This is a genomic window from Mesorhizobium amorphae CCNWGS0123, assembly GCF_001686985.1.
GTDB classification, from domain to species: Bacteria; Pseudomonadota; Alphaproteobacteria; order Rhizobiales; family Rhizobiaceae; genus Mesorhizobium; species Mesorhizobium amorphae.
In genome coordinates this window covers 843,407-864,005 of record NZ_CP015318.1, presented here as the reverse complement: position 1 = coordinate 864,005, position 20,599 = coordinate 843,407, and the positions used below count along the sequence as shown (strand labels likewise).

Annotated in this window: 24 protein-coding genes and 1 tRNA gene; 18 read left to right on the top strand and 7 right to left on the bottom strand. The window is 64.9% G+C overall.

Annotated elements, in window-relative coordinates:
• Nucleotides 1-2: 2 nt before the first annotated feature.
• From cysK to hrcA, 5 genes are all read right to left on the bottom strand, one after another.
• Entirely contained in the window at nt 3-983 is a 981-nt protein-coding gene (gene cysK / locus A6B35_RS04155; protein ID WP_006205370.1) for a cysteine synthase A, read from the bottom strand.
• A gap of 191 nt (nt 984-1,174) precedes the next feature.
• Complete coding sequence (locus tag A6B35_RS04150) at nt 1,175-1,792, bottom strand: LysE family translocator (protein ID WP_006205369.1); 618 nt, start codon at nt 1,790-1,792, stop codon at nt 1,175-1,177.
• A gap of 85 nt (nt 1,793-1,877) precedes the next feature.
• Nucleotides 1,878-3,233 carry a PQQ-dependent sugar dehydrogenase gene (locus tag A6B35_RS04145; protein ID WP_006205368.1) on the bottom strand — a complete coding sequence of 452 codons (1,356 nt, stop codon included), beginning with the start codon at nt 3,231-3,233 and terminating at the stop codon, nt 1,878-1,880.
• Between the two features lie 95 nt (nt 3,234-3,328).
• Entirely contained in the window at nt 3,329-3,526 is a 198-nt protein-coding gene (locus A6B35_RS04140; protein WP_006205367.1) for a hypothetical protein, read from the bottom strand.
• Between the two features lie 141 nt (nt 3,527-3,667).
• A complete protein-coding gene (hrcA, locus tag A6B35_RS04135) occupies nt 3,668-4,750 on the bottom strand; it encodes a heat-inducible transcriptional repressor HrcA (protein WP_006205366.1) in 1,083 nt (360 codons plus the stop codon).
• Between the two features lie 134 nt (nt 4,751-4,884).
• On the opposite strand from hrcA, the gene rph reads away from it, so the two are divergent.
• The 6 genes from rph to A6B35_RS04105 all read left to right on the top strand — a co-directional run bounded on the left by rph (nt 4,885) and on the right by A6B35_RS04105 (nt 8,684).
• On the top strand, nt 4,885-5,601 hold the full coding sequence (gene rph / locus A6B35_RS04130; RefSeq protein ID WP_006205365.1) for a ribonuclease PH: 717 nt from the start codon (nt 4,885-4,887) through the stop codon (nt 5,599-5,601).
• A 7-nt stretch (nt 5,602-5,608) separates the two neighbouring features.
• A complete protein-coding gene (locus tag A6B35_RS04125) occupies nt 5,609-6,019 on the top strand; it encodes a VOC family protein (RefSeq protein ID WP_006205364.1) in 411 nt (136 codons plus the stop codon).
• The gene (gene rdgB, locus A6B35_RS04120; RefSeq protein ID WP_006205363.1) at nt 6,019-6,681 is read left to right on the top strand and encodes an RdgB/HAM1 family non-canonical purine NTP pyrophosphatase; all 663 of its coding nucleotides are present in this window, start codon (nt 6,019-6,021) and stop codon (nt 6,679-6,681) included. Before A6B35_RS04125 ends, rdgB begins: the two co-directional genes overlap by 1 nt.
• A gap of 10 nt (nt 6,682-6,691) precedes the next feature.
• Nucleotides 6,692-7,870 carry a radical SAM family heme chaperone HemW gene (gene hemW / locus A6B35_RS04115; RefSeq protein WP_006205362.1) on the top strand — a complete coding sequence of 393 codons (1,179 nt, stop codon included), beginning with the start codon at nt 6,692-6,694 and terminating at the stop codon, nt 7,868-7,870.
• Nucleotides 7,871-7,947: 77 nt separating this feature from the next.
• A complete protein-coding gene (locus A6B35_RS04110) occupies nt 7,948-8,271 on the top strand; it encodes a low molecular weight protein tyrosine phosphatase family protein (RefSeq protein ID WP_040583755.1) in 324 nt (107 codons plus the stop codon).
• Complete coding sequence (locus A6B35_RS04105) at nt 8,268-8,684, top strand: EamA family transporter (RefSeq protein WP_006205360.1); 417 nt, start codon at nt 8,268-8,270, stop codon at nt 8,682-8,684. The genes A6B35_RS04110 and A6B35_RS04105 overlap by 4 nt, the downstream gene beginning before the upstream one ends.
• A 73-nt stretch (nt 8,685-8,757) precedes the next feature.
• On the opposite strand, the gene A6B35_RS04100 is transcribed toward A6B35_RS04105, so the two are convergent.
• Nucleotides 8,758-8,973 (bottom strand): hypothetical protein, encoded by a 216-nt coding sequence (locus A6B35_RS04100; RefSeq protein ID WP_006205359.1) that lies wholly within the window; start codon nt 8,971-8,973, stop codon nt 8,758-8,760.
• Nucleotides 8,974-9,125: 152 nt separating this feature from the next.
• Between A6B35_RS04100 and rsmI the strand changes: the two genes are divergently transcribed.
• The 3 genes from rsmI (at nt 9,126) to A6B35_RS04085 (ending at nt 10,846) form a co-directional block, all read left to right on the top strand.
• On the top strand, nt 9,126-10,034 hold the full coding sequence (rsmI, locus tag A6B35_RS04095; protein ID WP_006205358.1) for a 16S rRNA (cytidine(1402)-2'-O)-methyltransferase: 909 nt from the start codon (nt 9,126-9,128) through the stop codon (nt 10,032-10,034).
• Nucleotides 10,006-10,404: a YraN family protein gene (locus tag A6B35_RS04090; RefSeq protein ID WP_040583743.1), complete on the top strand. Its 399-nt coding sequence runs from the start codon at nt 10,006-10,008 to the stop codon at nt 10,402-10,404. Before rsmI ends, A6B35_RS04090 begins: the two co-directional genes overlap by 29 nt.
• Before the next feature lie 67 nt (nt 10,405-10,471).
• Complete coding sequence (locus A6B35_RS04085) at nt 10,472-10,846, top strand: hypothetical protein (RefSeq protein WP_006205356.1); 375 nt, start codon at nt 10,472-10,474, stop codon at nt 10,844-10,846.
• Nucleotides 10,847-10,898: 52 nt separating this feature from the next.
• On the opposite strand, the gene A6B35_RS04080 is transcribed toward A6B35_RS04085, so the two are convergent.
• On the bottom strand, nt 10,899-11,705 hold the full coding sequence (locus A6B35_RS04080) for an undecaprenyl-diphosphate phosphatase (protein ID WP_006205355.1): 807 nt from the start codon (nt 11,703-11,705) through the stop codon (nt 10,899-10,901).
• A gap of 161 nt (nt 11,706-11,866) precedes the next feature.
• Here A6B35_RS04080 and A6B35_RS04075 point away from each other — a divergent pair, with 161 nt between their 5' ends.
• The 9 genes from A6B35_RS04075 to A6B35_RS04035 all read left to right on the top strand — a co-directional run bounded on the left by A6B35_RS04075 (nt 11,867) and on the right by A6B35_RS04035 (nt 20,467).
• Nucleotides 11,867-12,559: a glutathione S-transferase family protein gene (locus A6B35_RS04075; RefSeq protein ID WP_006205354.1), complete on the top strand. Its 693-nt coding sequence runs from the start codon at nt 11,867-11,869 to the stop codon at nt 12,557-12,559.
• Complete coding sequence (gene queG / locus A6B35_RS04070; protein WP_006205353.1) at nt 12,540-13,700, top strand: tRNA epoxyqueuosine(34) reductase QueG; 1,161 nt, start codon at nt 12,540-12,542, stop codon at nt 13,698-13,700. Before A6B35_RS04075 ends, queG begins: the two co-directional genes overlap by 20 nt.
• Nucleotides 13,697-14,599 carry an SDR family oxidoreductase gene (locus tag A6B35_RS04065; RefSeq protein WP_006205352.1) on the top strand — a complete coding sequence of 301 codons (903 nt, stop codon included), beginning with the start codon at nt 13,697-13,699 and terminating at the stop codon, nt 14,597-14,599. The genes queG and A6B35_RS04065 overlap by 4 nt, the downstream gene beginning before the upstream one ends.
• A gap of 67 nt (nt 14,600-14,666) precedes the next feature.
• Nucleotides 14,667-15,758 (top strand): penicillin-insensitive murein endopeptidase, encoded by a 1,092-nt coding sequence (gene mepA, locus A6B35_RS04060; protein ID WP_006205351.1) that lies wholly within the window; start codon nt 14,667-14,669, stop codon nt 15,756-15,758.
• 85 nt (nt 15,759-15,843) lie between these two features.
• Nucleotides 15,844-16,863 carry a glucokinase gene (locus A6B35_RS04055; RefSeq protein ID WP_006205350.1) on the top strand — a complete coding sequence of 340 codons (1,020 nt, stop codon included), beginning with the start codon at nt 15,844-15,846 and terminating at the stop codon, nt 16,861-16,863.
• A 170-nt stretch (nt 16,864-17,033) separates the two neighbouring features.
• Nucleotides 17,034-18,845 carry an ABC transporter ATP-binding protein gene (locus A6B35_RS04050; RefSeq protein ID WP_006205349.1) on the top strand — a complete coding sequence of 604 codons (1,812 nt, stop codon included), beginning with the start codon at nt 17,034-17,036 and terminating at the stop codon, nt 18,843-18,845.
• On the top strand, nt 18,842-19,654 hold the full coding sequence (gene dapB / locus A6B35_RS04045) for a 4-hydroxy-tetrahydrodipicolinate reductase (protein WP_006205348.1): 813 nt from the start codon (nt 18,842-18,844) through the stop codon (nt 19,652-19,654). Before A6B35_RS04050 ends, dapB begins: the two co-directional genes overlap by 4 nt.
• A gap of 32 nt (nt 19,655-19,686) precedes the next feature.
• Nucleotides 19,687-20,307 (top strand): 2,3-bisphosphoglycerate-dependent phosphoglycerate mutase, encoded by a 621-nt coding sequence (locus tag A6B35_RS04040; RefSeq protein ID WP_006205347.1) that lies wholly within the window; start codon nt 19,687-19,689, stop codon nt 20,305-20,307.
• Between the two features lie 75 nt (nt 20,308-20,382).
• A tRNA-Leu gene (locus A6B35_RS04035) sits at nt 20,383-20,467 on the top strand.
• Nucleotides 20,468-20,599 lie beyond the last annotated feature (132 nt).

Here is a 20,599-nt window from a genome sequence, read left to right as displayed (position 1 = left end):
AGCTAGGCCCCCAGCCCGTCGAACAGGATCGTGGACAGATAGCGCTCGGCGAAGGAGGGGATGACGACGACAAGGTTCTTGCCCTTGTTCTCCGGCCGCGAGCCGACGACGATCGCCGCCTGAAGTGCTGCGCCGGATGAAATCCCGACCGGCACGCCTTCGAGGCGGGCGACGAGGCGCGCATTGGCGACCGAATCCTCGTTCGAGACCTTGACGATCTCGTCATAGATCGAGGTATCGAGGATCTTTGGTGCGAAGCCGGCGCCGATGCCCTGGATCTTGTGCGGGCCGGGCTGGCCACCGGACAGTACCGGCGAGGCTTCCGGCTCGACCGCCACAACATGCACCGAGGGCTTGCGCTGCTTCAGCACCTGGCCGACGCCGGTGATGGTGCCGCCGGTGCCGATGCCGGCGACGAAGATATCGACCTCGCCCTGGGTGTCGTTCCAGATTTCCTCGGCCGTGGTGCGGCGGTGGATCTCCGGATTGGCCGGGTTCTCGAACTGCTGCGGAATGATGGCGTCGGGCAGAGTCGCGGCCAGCTCGTCGGCCTTGGCGATGGCGCCCTTCATGCCCTTGGGACCTTCGGTCAGCACCAGCTCGGCGCCGAGCAGCGCCAGCATTTTCCTGCGCTCTACCGACATGGTCTCCGGCATGGTCAGGATCAGCTTGTAGCCCTTGGCGGCGGCGGCGAAGGCGAGCGCGATGCCGGTGTTGCCGGAGGTCGGCTCGATCAGCGTCGTCCTGCCGGGGGCGATCCGGCCCGAGGCCTCCAGAGCCTCGATCATGGCGACGCCGATGCGGTCCTTGACCGAAGCGATCGGGTTGAAGAATTCGAGCTTGGCCAGGAGATTGGCGACAACGCCCTTCTCCTTGGCGAATTTGTCGAGCCGCACCAGCGGCGTGTCGCCAATCGTCTCGGTGATCGAATTGTAGACGCGGCCGCGGCCGGGCACGCGCGTGGAAGAGACGGGCTTGTTCATTGGTTTCGCTCCCAGAAGTCAGGCAATTGACATGGTCGGACTAACATAGGCGGACAGAATAGGGCTTTCGGTCGCGCAAGATAGGCTGCAGCTTGAAAATATCCGAGTGGGGCGCTTGCTGAAAACTGCCCTGTCCCGGAAACGCATTTTCCGGATAGGCCGATTTGCGGAATGGATTGGCCGAAACCAGTCTACTGGCGGGCGGCAATCGCCGCGGCCGCCCCGACCATGAAGCCGGCGGCGGTGCGGTTCAACGCCTTCAGCGCCCTTGGCGACTTGAGGAACCAGCGCGCCTTGGCGGCGAGCGCCAGATAGGGCACCAGCACCACCAGGAGCACGACGACGGTGAGCGCGACGAGAATACCGTAGTCGACCAGCGTTATGGTCTTCAGGTCGACGATGGTCGGCGTGATGGCGAGATAGAAGATCATCGTCTTCGGGTTGCCGATCGTGACGGTGAGGCCGGCAAGGAAGCTCGCCAGCAATCCGCCCTTGCCCTTTTTCGCCTCGACAGTCTCCGGGGTGATGCCGCTGGTCCAGAAACACCAGCCGAGGAAGGCGAGATAGGCAACGCCCAGCCATTTGATCGCCAGGAAGACCATGCCGAAGGTCTGCGCGACGAAGGCAAGGCCGAGCACCACGGCGGTGAGGTAAATGAGGTCGCCGAGCATCAGGCCGAAAGACATTGCCAGCGACGAGCGGAAGCCGGAACCGAGCGCACGCGCCACAAGCGCGGTGACGCCAGGCCCGGGAATGGCGGCGGCGATGCCGAGGGCCGCGCTGTAGGCGATGAATCCGGTGAGGGTCATAGGTCCAGCCTTGAATGAAGGCGCCTCTTCGCACGAAAGCGCCTGGGCTGTGAACCGGATTCGATTGCACCAGAGGGCGAACGCCTCAGGTCGGGCCGTCGTTGTAAGTGACGCGCCAGATGGTGCCGTTGCCGTCTTCGGTGACGATCAGCGAACCGTCTCTAGCCACCGCAATGCCGACCGGGCGACCCCAGACCGCGTCGTCGGCGATGACGAAGCCGGTCATGAAATCCTCATACTCGCCGGTCGGCTTGCCGTCCTTGAATTTCAGCCGCACCACCTTGTAACCCGTCCTGATGTCGCGGTTCCAGGAGCCGTGCAGGGCGACGAAGGCATCCCCCTGATATTCGGCCGGGAAGCTCTTGCCGTCATAGAAGGCGATGTTGAGCGGCGCCGAATGCGCCTGCATCAGCACGTCGGGCACGGTCACCTTGCCGGCGAGGTCGGGACGCTCGCCCTGGTGACGCGGATCCTCGTTGTTGCCGATATAATACCAGGGCCAGCCGTAGAAGCCGCCGTCCTTGACCGTCGTCGCGTATTCGAACGGGACATTGTCGCCGAGTTCGTCGCGCTCGTTGACGACGCACCAGAGCGCGCCTGTGGCTGGCTGAACGGTCATGCCGGAACAGTTGCGCAGCCCGGTGGCGAAGCTGCGTCGGTTCTTGCCGTCGGGATCGAAGGCGAGAACATCGGCGCGGCCTTGCTCATAACCCCAAACCGCACCCAGCGGCTGCGATTTCAGCCATGGCTCGAGCCCGCCCTCCGGTTCCTTGCCGATACCCTCGGCAACATTGGAGCCGGAGCCGACCGACAGATAGAGCGTCTTGCCGTCGGGCGAGAAAACGATGTCGCGGGTCCAGTGGTGGCTGGAGGGGATGTCGGCGACAATCGACTCCGGCTCGTCGGCAGCCTTCAGGTCGCCGTTGCGATAGGCAAAGCGCACGACACTGTCGGTGTTGGCGACATAGACCCATTGGGGGTCATTGCCCGGCGGGTAGAAGGCGATGCCGTAGGGCCGGTTGAGGCCTTTGGCGAAGGTGGTTTCCTCGGCGGGCTTGGCGCTGCCCTCAGTGAGACGGTAGATTCGTATCTGGTTAGCCCTGCTGTCGGCGACGAAGAGGTCGCCATTGGGCGCCAGGCGGACGACACGCGGACTGGCGATGCCGGAGGCGATCAGCTCTACCGAAAAGCCCGGCGGCAGAATTGGCTTGGCGCCTTCGGGACGATCGGCCAGGCCGGCGCCGTTGGATACGGATTCGGTGAGGTAAGGGGCCTGCATATCGACGGGCCTGATCAGTCGGCGCACGCCCGGCCTGTCGGCCTTCCAGTCGCCGAAGGCGGCTTTCCCCATCAGCACCGGCTGGTCCACCTGCTGGGCGAAGCTGGTGGTGGCGACAAAGAGAGCCGCGACAACGACCGCCGGACCGAACAATCTGATCATTGTAGTCTCCGGATCATCTTGACCAGCGAAACGGGCAGACCCGCCTGCTTGTTCCGAGCAGGGCCTCGGCACACAAGATTTGAAGGATCGCCGGTTCAGGTCCCGGCAGCGTAGAAATCGTCGTCTAGACGCTTTTCCAGTTCAACGAGATCGGCCGGCAGCGGCAGGCCCATGGCGCGCATTTCCTGCAGCTTCTCGCGCAGCTGCTCCTGCACTTCGTGCTGGTCCTCGGGCTGGTTGACCATTTCCTCGAGCAACAGGCTGATCTGGGCTTTAAGCGATTCCAACGCCATTCTTTTTCTCCTCGGCTGCCTGTTTCTTCCAAGGTGTGTTGAGATTCGGGTCAGCACCGGAGTCGAAGACGGGCGCGAAGCGACCAACATGGTGGTTTCGACCCGCGTTTGCAGGCCGGCCTCACCTGAATACCAATTCACCTAGCGCAGCATGCGCGATATCAGCTGCGCCGTATAGTCGACCATCGGCACTATGCGGGCGTAGTTCAGGCGCGTCGGGCCGATGACGCCGAGTGCACCGACGACGCGGGCGTCCTTGTCGCGGTAGGGCGCGACGACCAGCGACGAGCCGGACAGCGAAAACAGCTTGTTTTCCGAGCCGATAAAGATGCGCACGCCCGGTCCTTCCTCGGCAAGGTCGAGCAGCTGGACCAGCCCGTCCTGCGTCTCCAGATCCTCGAACAGATGGCGCAGCAACTCGATGTCGGCCTGGGCGGTGACGTTTTCCAGGAGATTGGCGCGGCCGCGCACGATGAGGCGCGCCGGCAGGCCGCTGTCGGCGCCGGCCCACACCGCCAGACCCTTCTCGACCAGGTCCTGCGACAGCGTGTCGAGGGCTGCCCTGGTCTCTTCCTTGATGCGGGCGATCTCGATGCGCGCCTCGGCCAGCGTGCGGCCACGGATATGGGCGTTGAGGAAGTTCGAGGCCTCGTGCAATTGCGAGACGGTGATGCCGGCGGGCAGGTCGACGACGCGGTTCTCGACATCGCCGTTCTGCGACACCAGCACGGCCAGCGCCTTGGTCGGCTCGAGCTGGATGAATTCGATGTGCTTGAGCGCCACCTCGTTCTTGGCGGCGAGCACCAGGCCGGCGCCGCGCGACATGCCCGACAGCATCTGGCTGGCCTCGGTCAGCATATGCTCCAGCGTCGCGCCCGAGCCGGAGGCGCGCACCTGCGCCTCGATGATGCGGCGCTCCTCGTCGGAAAGGTCGCCGAGCTCCATGAAGGCGTCGACGAAGAAGCGCAGGCCGGTCTGGGTCGGCAAGCGACCGGCCGAAATATGCGGGGCATAGATCAGGCCGAGATGCTCGAGGTCGCTCATCACGTTGCGGATGGTGGCCGGCGACAGCGACGAGGGCAGGATGCGCGACAGGCTGCGCGAACCGACCGGCTCGCCATCCCTCAGATAGGAATCGACGATGCGCCGAAAAATGTCGCGCGAACGCATATCCAGTGACTGGAGCACCGGCGACTGCGACGCGGGATCGACTGCCTTGGTCATTCGGGCCAAAAACCTCCGGTTCAAATATAGACTTAGGCCGTGCCCGCGCAACCCGGTCCATTTTCCTTTGCGCCATGGGCCGCATGCGTCTACAAGCCGCCCACGATTCCGGAAACCAGAAGAAAGAGGCCTGAATGCGCCCCTCCAAACGCCAAGCCGACGAAATGCGCGCCATCTCCTTCGAGCGCGGCGTCTCCAAACATGCCGAAGGCTCGTGCCTGGTGAAGTTCGGCGACACGCATGTCCTGTGCACGGCGAGCCTGGAGGAAAAGGTGCCGGCCTGGATGCGCAATTCCGGCAAGGGCTGGGTGACGGCGGAATACGGCATGCTGCCGCGTTCCACCGGCGATCGTATGCGCCGCGAGGCTTCCGCCGGCAAGCAAGGCGGCCGCACGCTGGAGATCCAGCGGCTGATCGGCCGTTCCTTGCGCGCCGTGGTCGATTTGCAGGCGCTGGGCGAGCAGCAGATCACCGTCGACTGCGACGTGATCCAGGCCGATGGCGGCACCCGCACCGCCTCGATCACCGGCGGCTGGGTGGCGCTTTACGACTGCCTGCGCTGGATGGAAGCGCGGCAGATGGCCAGCGTCGCCAAGGTGCTGAAGGACCATGTCGCGGCGATTTCCTGCGGCATCCATGATGGCCAGCCGGTCATCGATCTCGACTATATCGAGGATTCCTCGGCTGGCACCGACGCCAATTTCGTCATGACCGGCAAGGGCGGCATCGTCGAGATCCAGGGCACGGCCGAGGGCGAGCCCTTTTCCGAGGACCAGTTCGCGGCATTGATGGGCCTGGCCAAGAAGGGCATCCAACGCCTGGTCAGCCTGCAGCAGATGGCGGTCGTATAGGCTTTCCATGAAACCTTCCGCCATCCTCGAATCGGCCCTCTACGTCACCGATCTGGCTGCCGCGGAAGCATATTACGCCGACGTGCTCGGGCTCGAGGTGCTCGGCAAGGTCGAGGGCAGGCATGTGTTCTTCCGCTGCGGCGATGGCGTGCTTCTGCTCTTCAACGCCGAGGCGACGAAGGTACCGCCCGCGCCCGATGCGAGACTGAAAGTGCCGCCGCACGGCACGGTCGGCGATGGCCATCTCTGCTTTACAGCAAGCGCCGAAGAGATTGCCCAATGGCGCGAGCATCTGGCGGCGAAAAAAATCGCCATCGAAAGCGAGTTCGAATGGCCGCAAGGCGGGCGGTCGATCTACATACGCGACCCCTCCGGCAATTCGATCGAATTCGCCGAGCCAAGGATCTGGGGCCTCTGATGCATCAACCAGCTTTCCATTCCCTTGAGGGACAAAAGATCGTCGTCGCCAGCCACAATGAAGGCAAGCTGCGCGAATTCTCGGACCTGATGGCGCCGTTCGGCTTCGAGGCGAAGTCGGCCAAGGAGTATGGCCTGCCGGAACCGGACGAGACCGGCACCACCTTCGAAGAGAACGCCTACATCAAGGCCTTTGCCGCCGCCAAGGCGACCGGACTGCCGGCGCTGTCGGATGATTCGGGCCTCTGCGTCGATGCGCTCGACGGCGCGCCCGGCGTCTACACCGCCAACTGGGCCGAAACCCCGGACGGTTCGCGCGATTTCGGCATGGCCATGCAGCGCACGGAAGTGGCGCTGCAGGAAGTCGGCGCGGTCGATCCGGTACAGCGCAAGGGCCGCTTCGTCGCCGTCATCTGCCTGGCTTTTCCCGACGGCGATGCCGAATATTTTCGCGGCGAGGCCGAAGGCACGCTGGTGTGGCCGCCGCGCGGCACGCTCGGCTTCGGCTACGACCCGGTGTTTTTGCCGAACGGTTTCGAAAAGACCTTTGGCGAGATGACGGCGCAAGAGAAACATGGCTGGAAGCCCGGCCAGCCGATGGCGCTGTCGCACCGCGCCCGCGCCTTCCAGAAGTTTGCGCGCGCCAGGCTTGGTTCGGAATGATGGGCACGGCATGATTGGGCACGGCACGACCATGCAGCTCGACCGCAGCCCCGGCTTCGGTGTCTACATCCATTGGCCGTTCTGCGCGGCCAAGTGCCCCTATTGCGACTTCAACAGCCATGTCCGCCACCAGCCGGTCGACCAGGAGCGTTTCGCGCGCGCCTTCGAGGCCGAGCTCGCGACGATGCGTGCCCGCACCGGACCGCGCGAGGTGACCAGCATTTTTCTCGGCGGCGGCACACCGTCGCTGATGAGGCCGGAAACCGTGGCGACGGTGCTCGACGCGGTGGCGAAGAACTGGACGGTGCCTGAAGGCATCGAGGTGACGCTGGAAGCCAATCCATCATCGGTCGAGGCGGAGCGCTTTCGCGGCTATCGCGCGGCCGGTGTCAACCGGGTGTCGCTCGGCGTGCAGGCGCTGAACGACAAGGATCTGCGTTTCCTTGGCCGGTTGCACAATGTCGACGAGGCGCTGCACGCCATCGGGCTCGCGCGCGAAATATTTCCCCGCCTCTCGTTCGACCTGATCTATGCGCGGCCGGGCCAAACGCCGGACGCGTGGCAGGCGGAGCTTGAACAGGCAATCAGCCATGCCGCCGACCATCTGTCGCTCTACCAGCTGACCATCGAGGAAGGCACGCCGTTCCATGCGCTGCATGCAGCGAAGAAATTCGCCATTCCGGACAACGACCACGCCGCCGACCTGTACGCGCTGACGCAAGAGGTGACATCGGCGCATGGCTTGCCGGCCTACGAGATTTCCAACCACGCCAGGCCGGGCGCCGAAAGCCGGCACAACCTGACCTACTGGCGCTATGGCGAATATGTCGGCGTCGGCCCCGGCGCGCATGGCCGCTTCGTCGAGCACGGCCACCGCGTGGTGACGATCGCCGAGCGGATGCCGGAGACCTGGGCCAATCTGGTCGAAGCCAAGGGCCATGGCGTTACCGGCGGCGAGATCCTGACGCGCTCGGAAGAGGCCGACGAGTTCCTGCTGATGGGGCTGCGGCTGGCCGAGGGCATCGACCTGTCCCGCTACGAGGCATTCTCCGGCCGTGGCCTGTCGAGCGCGCGGCTGTCGGTGCTGCAGGGCGAAGGACTGGTGGCGCCGATCGGCAATTCCCGCCTGCGCGCTACGCCGGCCGGCATGATCGTGCTCGACGCGGTGGTGGCGGACCTGGCGCGGTAGAGCATGATCCCGAACCGAAGGGGCGAACGCAAAAGTGGGTGCCGGTTTTCGGATAAGATCATGCTCGAACAATGCACTTGAAGAACGTCCTCTTCGTCTGCAGCCAGAACCGCTTGCGGAGCCCGACGGCGGAGCAGGTGTTTTCAACGCGCCGGGATATCGAGGTCGCATCGGCTGGAACAAACCATGATGCGGACACGCCGCTGACGCATGAACTGGTGGCGTGGGCCGACATCATCTTCGTCATGGAAAAGGCGCACCGCACCAAACTGCAGAAGAAGTTCAAGGCGAGCCTGAAGCAGGCCCGGGTCATCTGCCTCGACATACCTGACAACTATGAATTCATGGATCTGGAGCTGATTGACCTTCTGAAGGCACGCGTTTCGCGCTATCTCGGTTGAGACCGCCACTGGCAAGGCCACCCCCGTTCGCGGCGCTGACGGCGATCTTCGCCAAGGTCGGCATCGAGAACATCAATTCCGACTTCGCGACCTTCATCCGGACGGTCATTATTCTGGTCGTGCTCGCGGCCATTCTCGCCGCCAGCGGCCAGTTCCAGCCGCTGGGCTCGATCTCCGGAAAGACCTGGCTTTTCCTCGGCCTGTCCGGCCTGGCCACCGGCGCATCGTGGCTGTGCTACTTCCGCGCCCTGAAACTCGGCAATGCGGCGCAGGTGGCGCCGATCGACAAGCTAAGCGTCGTGCTTGTGGCGGTGTTTGGCGCGGTCTTTCTCGGCGAGCGCCTCTCCGGAGCGAACTGGCTTGGCGTCGCTCTTATCGCGGCGGGCGCGGTGCTGGTCGCCTATCGGGTGTGATGGAACGCCTTCTCTGGCGCTTTTCGTTTCAAGACGGGTGATGAAGATATCGAAGCGATTGGGCATCGTCCGGTCAGTGCTCCGTCGTGCTGTCGGTTTCGGTCTCGATCTTGGTTCTCGGCTCAGCCAGCAGGCGGCGCAAAAGCCGCTGCCTGACTTCCGCGCTATCGGCCGCGCTATCGGCATCGTTTTGAGCTTCGACCGGCCGGCTTTTGTCGCGCCGCGCGGCAAAACGCTTGCGCCCGGCATAATAGGGCTCGAAAACGTCCTGTATCTTCAGGCTGTCCATCCTGTCCTCCTCCGAGACTCAGGGTAATTCGCCGGGCTTGGTTTCGTTCCGCACTGTGGCAAAGGCATGGCGGCCGCATTACATCTGGGTCACGTTTTGCAACCGGGCGTGCGCCGTGCCAAACAGGACGAAATGCACGCGAGAGGGCACCGGTGACCGGCGACAAACGCAGCTATGTGATCGGGCAGACCGAGATACCGGCGCGGCCGCTCGAGCCGGCACTCTATCTGGTGGCGACGCCGATCGGCAATCTTGCCGACATCACGCTGCGCGCGCTGGAGACGCTGGCCGCCGCCGACATTGTCGCCTGCGAGGACACACGCGTCTCGCGCGTGCTGCTCGATCGCTACGGCATCCGCCGCCGCACCACCGCCTATCACGAGCACAATGCCGGCGAAGCCGGACCGAAGCTGATCGCGGCGCTCGAAGCCGGGCAGAGCGTAGCGCTGATCTCGGACGCCGGCACGCCGCTGATCTCCGACCCCGGCTACCGGCTGGTCGGCGAGGCGCTGGACCACGGCCTTCGCGTCGTGCCGATCCCCGGGCCGTCGGCGGCACTCGCCGCGCTGACGGCATCCGGCCTGCCTTCCGACGCCTTCCTGTTCGCTGGCTTCTTGCCGGTGAAGACCGGGCAGCGGCTGACGCGGCTGGAGGCGCTGAAAGCCGTTCCGGCGACGCTGATCTTCTTCGAATCGCCGCGCCGGCTGGCCGAGACGCTTGCCGCCATGGTCGAGGCCTTGGGCGGCGCCCGCAAGGCGGCGATCGGACGCGAACTGACCAAGACTTTCGAGGAGATGCGGACCGGCACGCTGCAGGTTCTCGCCGACCACTACGCGGCGGCCGACACGCCGAAGGGCGAGATCGTCATCTGCGTCGGACCGGCCGAGGCCAGGGCCGACCAGCCTGAAGACATCGACCGGCTGCTTTTGTCCCTCGCCGCCGAAATGCCGGCCTCCAAGGCGGCGGCTGAAGCGGCGAAAATGACCGGCGGCCAGAAGCAGGCGCTTTACCGGCGGCTGCTTGAGCTCAGGGATGCCGGTGGAGGCGAGGGTGGCGACTAAGCGTCAGGCCCTTCACCGCCGGCAGGCCTATCGGCGCGGCCATCGCAGCGAATGGCTGGCGGCGCTGGCGCTGATGGTCAAAGGCTACCGGATCCTCGCGCGCCGCCATCGCACCAAACTCGGCGAGATCGACCTGATCGCCCGGCGCGGCGACCTGGTGCTGTTCGTCGAGGTCAAGGCGCGCCGCACGCTGATGGAAGCGATGGAGGCGATCGCACGCGGTTCGGAACGCCGCATCGAGGGTGCGGCCGATCTCTGGCTGTCGCGGCAGCCCGACTATGGCAAACTGTCGGTGCGCTTCGACATGGTGGCGGTGCTGCCCTGGCGCTGGCCGGTGCATGTCGAGAATGCGTTTTATGGAAGGAACTGAGTATCTGCCGATGGCGAGCCTGCAAGCGCGTCTTTGCTGCTCACTCTAGAATTGTCAGGAAATACCGATGAAGACGGCCCGAGATCATATTTCCGCACTGGTGCGAAAAGGCTGGAGCGCAGAAAAAGCCAAGGACATTATCGCTCGGGATTTACCGATTGGTTCCAGCAAGAGCGAGGTATGTTTTTACCTCGAATCTCAGCTGTATCCGGGAATAGAGAGGCCATACCTGGAGATGGTTATCTCAAACCCACAGCATGACCAGATCATTCCGGCCGGACCTGTATTTGACATTGATTTTGTGAATCATACCTGTGCGGATGAGGTTCTCACTTGCATGATGAGTTACCCCAAGGTGACAGGTTTCGTGCAGGTTGCTTTTTGGTTTCGAGACGAAAAGCTCACGCTGGTCAATATCCAAAACAAAGGCAGAATAGTCTGACTGAAGCGACTGGCGTGCGCCGGCCTTCGGTCAGCGGGACTTCGTTTGACACTCATCCCCAAATAAACAACGCCACCAGCCCGACGCCGCCAACCACCAGCCGCCACCAGCCGAACAGCGAATAGCCGTTGCGCGAGACGTAACCGAGCAGGAAGCGGACGACGAGCAGCGCGGTGACGAAGGCGGCGATGAAGCCGACGGCGATGATCGGCAGGTCGGCGCTGCTTAACACGTTGCGGTTCTTGAACAGGTCGAAGGCGAAGGCGCCGACCATGGTCGGGATGGCGAGGAAGAAGGAGAATTCCGCCGCCGCCCGCTTGTCGACGCCGAGCAGCAGTGCGCCGACGATGGTCGAGCCCGAGCGCGAGGTGCCGGGAATCAGCGACAGGCACTGGAACAGGCCGATCTGCAGATAGAGCCGGGTCGGAAAGCGCTCGACGTCCCGGTAGACGGGCTTGAGGTTCATCCGGTCGACCGTCAGCAGCACGACGCCGCCGATGATCAGCATGATGCAGATCAGCCGTGGCGATTCGAACAGGATGGTCTTGATGAAATCATGCGCCAGCGCGCCGAGGATCGCCGCCGGCAGGAAGGCGATGAGGATGCCGATGACGAAATGCCGCGTCAGCCGGTCATGCGGCAGGTCAAGCAGCATTTGCCACAGACGGCGGAAATAGACGCTGAGGATCGCCAGGATGGCGCCGAGCTGGATCAGGATCTCGAAGGCCTTGCCGGTCGAATGGAAGCCGAGAAAATGGCCGGCGAGCAGGATATGGCCGGTCGAGGAGACCGGTATGAACTCGGTCAGGCCCTCCAGAAGACCGAGCAGCAGGGCTTCGACGATGGTCTGGCTTTCCATGGCAACCTCGGGATTTGCGGGCGGGCTTGGGAGAAGGGCTTGCTTGTCATGGCGCGGAAGTCCACCTATAGGTCGCAGCACCCTGACGGTCCGCTTTGCGGGCGGCCAAGACTTACCGGCGCGGCCGGCGATTCGCCAGTGCGCCTTATTATCGCGGGACCATGCTGACGCTCTTCCACCATCCGATGTTCGCCACCTGCCGGTTCGTCCGCCTCGCCTTTGGCGAATATGGCGAGGAGCTGGCGCTGATCGAGGAAAAGCCGTGGACGCGGCGCAAGGAGTTTCTGGCGCTGAACCCGGCCGGAACCTTGCCGATCCTGCTTGCCGAAGGCGACGTACCGATCGTCGGCGCCATGGTGATCGCCGAATATCTCGACGAGACGCGCGGCGTGCTGAAGCGCGACAAGAGGCTGTTTGCCGAAGACCCGATGGAACGGGCCGAAATCCGCCGGCTGACCGACTGGTATCTCAGCAAGACCGACGGCGAGGTCACAAGACACCTGGTGCGCGAGCGCGTGCTGAAGCCGATCATGCCGGAGACCGCGGGCGGCGGTTCGCCCGATTCGGGCGCGATCCGGGCGGCGCGCGCCAACATCCGCCAGCACATGAAATACACCAACTGGCTGGCCGGCACACGGCACTGGCTGGCCGGCAACAAGGTGACCTATGCCGACCTCGCGGCGGCGGCGGCGCTGTCGGTGCTCGACTATCTCGGTGAGATCGACTGGCGCGAACACGCCGCGGCGCGCGAATGGTACACGCGGTTGAAATCGCGGCCATCGTTCCGGCCGCTTCTGTCCGACCGGGTGCGCGGCCTGTCGCCGGTGTCGCATTATGCGGACCTCGACTTCTGACGCCGCAAAACTGCGCGCGCTGATCGACCGCGAGGCGCAGCGCGCCGGTTTCGATGCCGTCGCGGTCACCACGCCCGACGCGATCCCTCTGGCCCCGACCCGGCTCGCCGAGTTCGTCGCCGACGGTTTTCACGGTTCGATGGGCTGGATCGCCGAGACGCTGGAGCGCCGGAGCGAACCGGCGGCGCTGTGGCCCGAGGTGCGCTCGATCGTCGTGCTGGCGATGAATTACGGCCCGGAGCACGATCCGCGCAAGTTGCAGGCCAAGTGCGACCGTGGCGCGATCTCCGCCTATGCACAGAACCGCGACTATCACGAGGTGATGAAGGGCCGGCTGAAGGAGATTGCCGGCAAGATCGTCGCCCGCGCCGGCGGCGACGTGAAAGTCTTCGTCGACACCGCGCCGGTGATGGAAAAGCCGCTGGCGGAGGCCGCCGGGCTCGGCTGGCAAGGCAAGCACACCAATCTGGTCAGCCGCGAGCACGGCTCCTGGCTGTTTCTCGGCACCATCTTCACCACCGCCGAGCTTGTGCCCGACACGGCGGAGGACGACCATTGCGGCTCCTGCCGCGCCTGCCTGGATGCCTGCCCGACCGACGCCTTCCCGGCACCCTACCGGCTCGATGCGCGGCGCTGCATTTCTTACCTCACCATCGAGAACAAGGGCCCGATCCCGCATGAATTTCGCGAAAAGATCGGCAACCGCATCTATGGCTGCGACGATTGTCTCGCCGCCTGTCCGTGGAACAAGTTCGCCCGCACCGCCTCCGAGGCGAAGCTTGTCGCCCGCGCGGATCTGCGCGAGCCGCCGCTTGCGGAGCTCTTGCTGCTCGACGACGCTGCTTTTCGCTCATTCTTCACCGGCTCGCCGATAAAACGCATCGGCCGCGACCGCTTTGTCCGCAACGTGCTGATCGCCGCCGGCAATTCCGGTGATTTTTGGCTTACCGCCAGCGTGCGTGACCTGCTCGGCGATGCCTCGCCGCTGGTGCGGGGTGCGGCTATCTGGGCGCTGTCACGGCTTGTGCCCGAGGCCGAGTTCGCCGAACGTGCAGCAGCCGCGGCGCAAACGGAACGCGACGAAGGCGTGCGCCGTGAATGGCTTGTGGCGCAGTCAAATCCAATCGAGATGCATGCATGACCGGAAAGCGTATCCTCATCTTCGGCGCCGGCTATTCCGGCAAGGCCTTTGCGCGGGCCAACAGCGATGCGGCACCGATTTTCGGCACCACCCGCTCGCCGGAGAAGTTTGAAGCACTCCGGCAGGCCGGCGTCACGCCGTTGCGCTTCGACGGCGCGCTGACACCGGAGATCGGCGAGGCCTTGAGGGCAACCACCCACCTGATCGTCTCGGTGGCGCCGGAAGAGGTCGGCGATCCGGTGCTGAGCGCCGCACGCGACGCGATCGCGAGCATGCCGGCGCTCCAATGGATCGCCTATCTCTCCACCGTCGGTGTCTATGGCGACCATGGCGGCGGCTGGGTGGATGAGACCGCCGAATGCCGGCCCGTCTCCAAACGTTCGGTGATGCGGGTCTCTGCCGAGCAGGATTGGCTGGAACTGGGCCAGGAGATCGGCCGGCCGGCGGCGATCCTGCGGCTCTCCGGCATCTACGGGCCTGGCCGCAACGCGCTGGTCAACCTGGCCGACGGCACCGCGCGGCGGCTGGTCAAGCCGGGCCAGGTGTTCAACCGCATCCATTGCGACGACATTGCCGGCGCGCTCTGGCATCTGGCCGGTGCCAATCGCGGCGGCATCTTCAACGTCACCGACGATCTGCCGGCGCCGCCGCAGGACGTCGTTGCCTACGCCGCCTCGCTGATGGGCGTCACCCCGCCGCCGGAAATTCCGTTCGAAACCGCCCAACTTTCGCCTATGGCGCGCTCCTTCTATGGCGAGAACAAGCGCGTCGCCAACGCGGCGATCAAGGCGGCCGGCTACAACTTCCGCTTTCCCGACTACCGAGCGGCGTTCGACCATATGTGGGCCAACGGCAACTGGCGCGAGGGCGAGGCGCGCAGCTCGATGAAGCAGACATGATCGAAGCGCACTGGTCGTGGTATGATTCGCCATGGTTCGCGGCCTGTTGCGGAGGGGATCCGGTTTCATGACGACGTCGATGCGATCATTGCCCGGCAGAAGGCCGTTCCTGACGGCGATGATGTCCATCCTTGCCCTCACCGGACTTGTCGCAGGCGCGCTGACGGCCGAGCCGCGGGCAAAAGACCTGTTCGGCGCCAAGAAGCTGCCGGCCGTGGCGGCGGCGCAATCCTTCGGCTTCTATTCCAAGGGCTGCTTTGCCGGCGGCGTCGCCATCCCCATGGACGGGCCGACCTGGGAAGTGATGCGGCCGTCGCGCAACCGACGCTGGGGCCATCCGGCGATGATCGCGTTGGTCGAGAAGCTCTCGCGTGACGCTCACGCCGACGGCTGGCCGGGGCTTCTGATCGGCGATATCTCGCAGCCGCGCGGCGGACCGATGCTGACCGGCCATGCCTCGCACCAGATCGGCCTCGACGCCGACATCTGGCTGACGCCGATGCCCAGTCGCCCGCTTTCGACCCGCCAGCGCGAAGAAATGAGCGCCACCCTGATGGTCGATGAGAAGACCCACCTGGTGAAGGACGGGCTGTGGAAGCCGATGCATACGCGGCTCCTCAAGCGCGCGGCCAGCTACCCAGAGGTCGAGCGCATCCTGGTCAATCCCGGTATCAAGAAGAAGCTCTGCGACACCGTCACCGGCGACCGCTCCTGGCTGCGCAAGATCCGGCCGTTCTGGGGCCATGACTATCATTTCCACATACGCATCGGCTGCCAGCCGGGTTCGCCCAACTGCAAGGGGCAGGCAGCGACCCCGGCTGACGACGGCTGCGGCAAGCCGCTGGCCTGGTGGTTCACCGAGGAGCCGTGGCGGCCGAACAAGAACCCGGATGCGCCGAAGGCACGCGACCTGATGACGATGGCGAACCTGCCCAGGCAATGCCAGACCGTGCTCGACGCGCCGGCACCGGCCTCGGCGGAAGCCGCCACCTATCATGGCGGCGGCGTGCCGATCGCTGTCGCCGCCGAGCCGGTGGAGGCGCTGCCGACGGCACCGGAAGTGCCAAGTGGCGCGGCGGCGCTGCCGGCCTCGGCAAGCGCGTTCGCGCCGACACCTGAGATCGGCATCCCGCTGCCGCGACCGCGGCCGGGAAACTGACGCGGAAGCGGCTTTCCCTTTCCGAAGTCATGCGCTAGTCACGAGAAACAGCGGCAGACTGCCGGAATGGGGACGACCAAGAGCCATGCAAGGTGACGACGACACAGCGCTGCGGTTTCCGGTCCTGATCGGCGACATCGGCGGCACCAATGCGCGCTTTTCGATCGTGCTCGACGCGAATTCGGAAGCGACCGAGCCGCAGATCGTCCAGACAGCCAATTTCAACACGATAGACGACGCGATCCAGGCGGCGGTGCTCGACCGCTCCTCGATCCGGCCCAATTCGGCGGTGCTGGCGGTGGCCGGTCCGGTCGATGGCGACGAGATCGAGCTGACCAACTGTCCCTGGGTGGTCAAGCCACGGAAAATGTTCGCCAATCTTGGCCTCAGCGACATCGTCGTGCTCAACGATTTCGAGGCGCAGGCGCTGGCCGTGGTCGCGCTCGGCGAAGAGCATATGGAAAAGATCGGCGGCGGCACGCCGGAAGCCAATGCCGGCCGCGTCGTGCTCGGTCCCGGCACCGGGCTTGGCGTCGCCGGGCTGATCCATGCGCTGAACCACTGGATTCCGGTGCCGGGCGAAGGCGGCCACATGGACATTGGGCCGCGCTCAGCCCGCGATTTCCAGGTTTTCCCGCATATCGAGAGACTGGAAGGCCGCATCTCGGGCGAGCAGATCCTGTGCGGTCGCGGCCTGGTCAACCTCTATCGCGCCGTGGCCAAGGCCGACGGCAGGCCGGCGCCCTTCACCACGCCGGCCGAAATCACCGCCGCGGCCCTGGCGAAGACGGATCCGGTGGCCGAGGAAGCGCTGTCGATGTTCGTCACCTGCCTCGGGCGCACCGCCGGTGACCTGGCGCTGGTGTTCATGAGCCGTGGCGGCGTGTTCCTCACCGGCGGCATCGCGCAAAAGATCGTGCCGGCGCTGAAAGCCGGCAATTTCCGCGCCGCCTTCGAGGACAAGGCGCCGCACAGCGAGCTGATGCGTGCCATGCCGGTCTATGTCATTACGCACCCTCTGGCGGCGCTTCTTGGCCTTGCCGCCTATGCCCGAAACCCCTCGCTGTTCGGCGTCCAGACGGCGGGGCGGCGCTGGCGCGCGTAAGGATCGCGCCGCCCCGCGACGAAGTTTCGCCATAGGCAAGCCGCAGACAGGGCGCTAAGAGGGGTGCCGAATTCCAGCCCTTGCGGCATGACCAGACGACGGACCCACGGAACGCCAGCGACTTGAACCAATCATCCCAACACCATGCCAGAGCTCGGCCGGGCGAGGTCGTGGCGGTCATTCGCCGCATTCTCGAAGAAAACGGCCGCGACTATCGGTGGTCGTACGTTTTCACGATCCTGTGCCTGCTGACCGTGTCGGCGACGACGGCCCTCTCCGCCTGGATCATGAGTCCGGTCGTCAACCAGATCTTCTATGAACGGCGCGGCGACCTGATCCCGTGGATCTGCGCCGCACTGCTCGGGGCTTTCATCCTGCGCGGGCTTGCCGGCTACGGCCAGGCGGTGACGATGGCCAGGATCGGCAACAATCTGGTGGCGCGCTACCAGCAGCGCATCTTCAACCATCTGATGAAGCTCGGCGTCAGCTTCTTCAACGACACCCGTTCCGGCCGGCTGGCGGCGCAGGTCAACGAGAACGTCAACGGCATTCGCGATCTGCTGTCGATGACGATAACTTCGACCGCACGCGACGCCGTCTCGCTGGTCGCCCTGGTCGGCGTCATGATCTACCAGGATCCGGTGCTCTCGCTCAGCTCCCTGCTGATCGGACCGCCGCTGATCTACACCGTGACCTATCTGATGCGCCGGGTTCGGCGCATCACCCGCGAATCGGTGCAGATCAATTCGCGGCTGATCGGCGCTATGCAGGAAGCCACGCAAGGCATCGTCATCGTCAAGGCCTTCACCATGGAGGACGAGCTGTCGCGTCGCATCAGCAAGCTCGCCGACGATGCCGAACAGCGGTCAAACAAGATCGCCCGCGTTTCGGAACGCCTCACGCCGATCTCCGAACTGCTGGCAGGTTTGGCCTTCGCCAGCGTGATTGCCTATTCCGGCTATCGGGCGACCGTTCTCGGCCAGCCCCCAGGCGCGGTCTTTTCCTTCATCACCGCGCTGACGCTTGCCTATGATCCGGCACGGCGGCTGGCGCGCATGCAGGTCGGCATGGAACGCGCTCTGGTCAATGCGCGCATGATCTATGAGCTTCTCGACCTCCAGCCGCAGCAGGGCGATACGTCGGGCGCGGCCGAAGCCAGGATCACCACCGGCGAGGTCCGCTTCAACAACGTTTCGTTCGGCTATGTGCCGGAAACGCCGGTGCTGCAGGAGCTGAGCTTCGTCGCCCAGGCCGGCAAGATGACGGCCATCGTCGGCGCCTCGGGTGCCGGCAAATCGACGCTGGTGGCGCTCTTGCAGCGCTTCTACGATGTCGGCCAAGGCAGCATCACGATCGACGGCCAGGACATCTCAAAGGTGACCAAGAAATCGCTGCGCGGTTCGATCGCCTATGTCTCGCAGGCGCCCTATCTGTTCGAGGGCACCATCCGCGACAACATCCGCTATGGGCGGCTCTCCGCCACCGATGCCGAGATCGAGCAGGCTGCAAAGCAGGCCGCGGCAGACGAGTTCATCCGCCAGCAGCCGGAGGGCTATGACACCCCCGTCGGCGAAAACGGCGTGACGCTGTCCGGCGGCCAGCGCCAGCGCGTGTCGATCGCACGCGCCATCGTGCGCAATGCGCCGATCCTTCTGCTCGACGAGGCGACCTCGGCGCTCGACAACGAGGCGGAAGCGCGCGTCCAGGAGGCCCTGACCCATGTCATGGAAGGGCGCACCACCATCGTCATCGCGCACCGGCTGTCGACGGTGGTCAATGCCGACCACATCATCGTGCTGGAAGAGGGCAGGCTGGTCGAGGAAGGCTCGCATGCCGCGCTGATGGCCGATCCGCACAGCGTCTATGCCCGCTTCCACCGCGTGCAGGGCAAGAAGGGTCTGGGGCTTGTCGACGACGCCAAGCCAATCCAAACTCCGTTGCCGCGCAGCCGTGCGAAGAAGGCGGTCAGGAGAACAGCATGAGCGATATGGGCCTGGTGGTGGTGGGCGCGGCCGGCCGCATGGGCCAGACGCTGATCCGTGCCATCCATACGATGCCGGGCGCGCGCGTCGCCGGTGCGGTCGAGCGGCCGGGATCACCCTATCTCGGCAAGGATGCCGGAGAGCTTGCCGGCATCGGCATCGTCAACGTGCCGATATCAGACGATCCGTTGCCCGCCTTCGCCAAGGCCGACGGCGTGCTCGATTTCACCGCACCGGCCGCAACCGTCGAATTCGCCGGCTACGCGGCGCAGGCACGCATCGCCCATGTCATCGGCACCACCGGCTGCTCGGCCGACGACAATGCCGCGATCGCGGCGGCGGCGCGCCATGCGACGATCGTCAAATCCGGCAATATGAGCCTCGGCGTCAACCTGCTGGCGGTGCTGGTGGAGCAGGCGGCGAAGGCGCTCGATGCCGAGGATTTCGACATCGAGATCCTGGAAATGCACCACCGCCACAAGGTCGACGCGCCGTCCGGTACCGCACTGCTGCTCGGCGAAGCCGCCGCCGCGGGACGCGGTATTGAGCTTACCGGCAACGATGTTCGCGTCCGCGACGGCCATACCGGTGTGCGCAAGACGGGCACGATCGGCTTCGCCACGCTGCGCGGCGGCTCGGTGGTCGGTGATCACTCCGTGGTGCTGGCCGGCACCGGCGAGCGCATCACGCTTGCCCACCATGCCGAGGACCGGGCGATCTTCGCCCGCGGCGCGGTGAAGGCCGCACTCTGGGCGCGCGGCAAGAAGCCCGGACTGTATTCGATGCGGGACGTGCTCGGACTTGCCTGAGACGGCCTGACCCCAAACCTGAAGGAGCAAATATGTCGGGAACTCTCGTGCTCGTGCGCCATGGCCAGAGCGAATGGAACCTGAAGAACCTGTTCACCGGCTGGCGCGACGTCGACCTGACCGAACAGGGCCACAAGGAGGCCAAGGAAGCAGGTGCGAAGCTCAAGGCGCGCGGCCTGAAGTTCGACATCGCCTTCACCTCGGCGCTGATCCGGGCCCAAAAAACATGCCAGCACATCCTCGACGCGGTCGGCCAGAGCGAGCTGAAGACGATCCGCGACCAGGCGCTGAACGAGCGCGACTATGGCGACCTCTCCGGCCTCAACAAGGACGACGCGCGCAAGAAGTGGGGCGAGGAGCAGGTGCATATCTGGCGCCGTTCCTATGACGTCTCGCCGCCCGGCGGCGAAAGCCTGAAGGACACCGGCGCCCGCGTCTGGCCCTACTATCTGCACGATCTGCAGCCGCATGTGCTGCGCGGCGAAACCGTGCTGGTGGCCGCGCACGGCAATTCGCTGCGCGCCCTGATCATGGCGCTGGACGGCAAGTCGGGCGAAGAGATCGTCAAGCTGGAGCTCGGCACCGGCGTGCCGGTGATCTACAAGCTCAACGCCGATTCCACCGTGGCGTCGAAGGAAGTGCTGGAAGGCTGAGCCGGCAACAGGTTGGGCCGCTTGAAAAAAGCGCGTTGACACCCGTCGCTTGCCCGCTTACATGAGCCCGCACCAGCCCAGATGGCGGAATTGGTAGACGCGCACGGTTCAGGTCCGTGTTCCGCAAGGAGTGGAGGTTCGAGTCCTCTTCTGGGCACCAAATTCCCGTTTCGAACCGCTCTATATGGTTCAGACGCCTAGACAAAAAGCCCGGTTCGTCCGGGCTTTTTTGTTGGCGCCAACCTGCCCTCCTGGCCAGGCGCCGAACAATCCGCTTCAAACCCGGCGACCG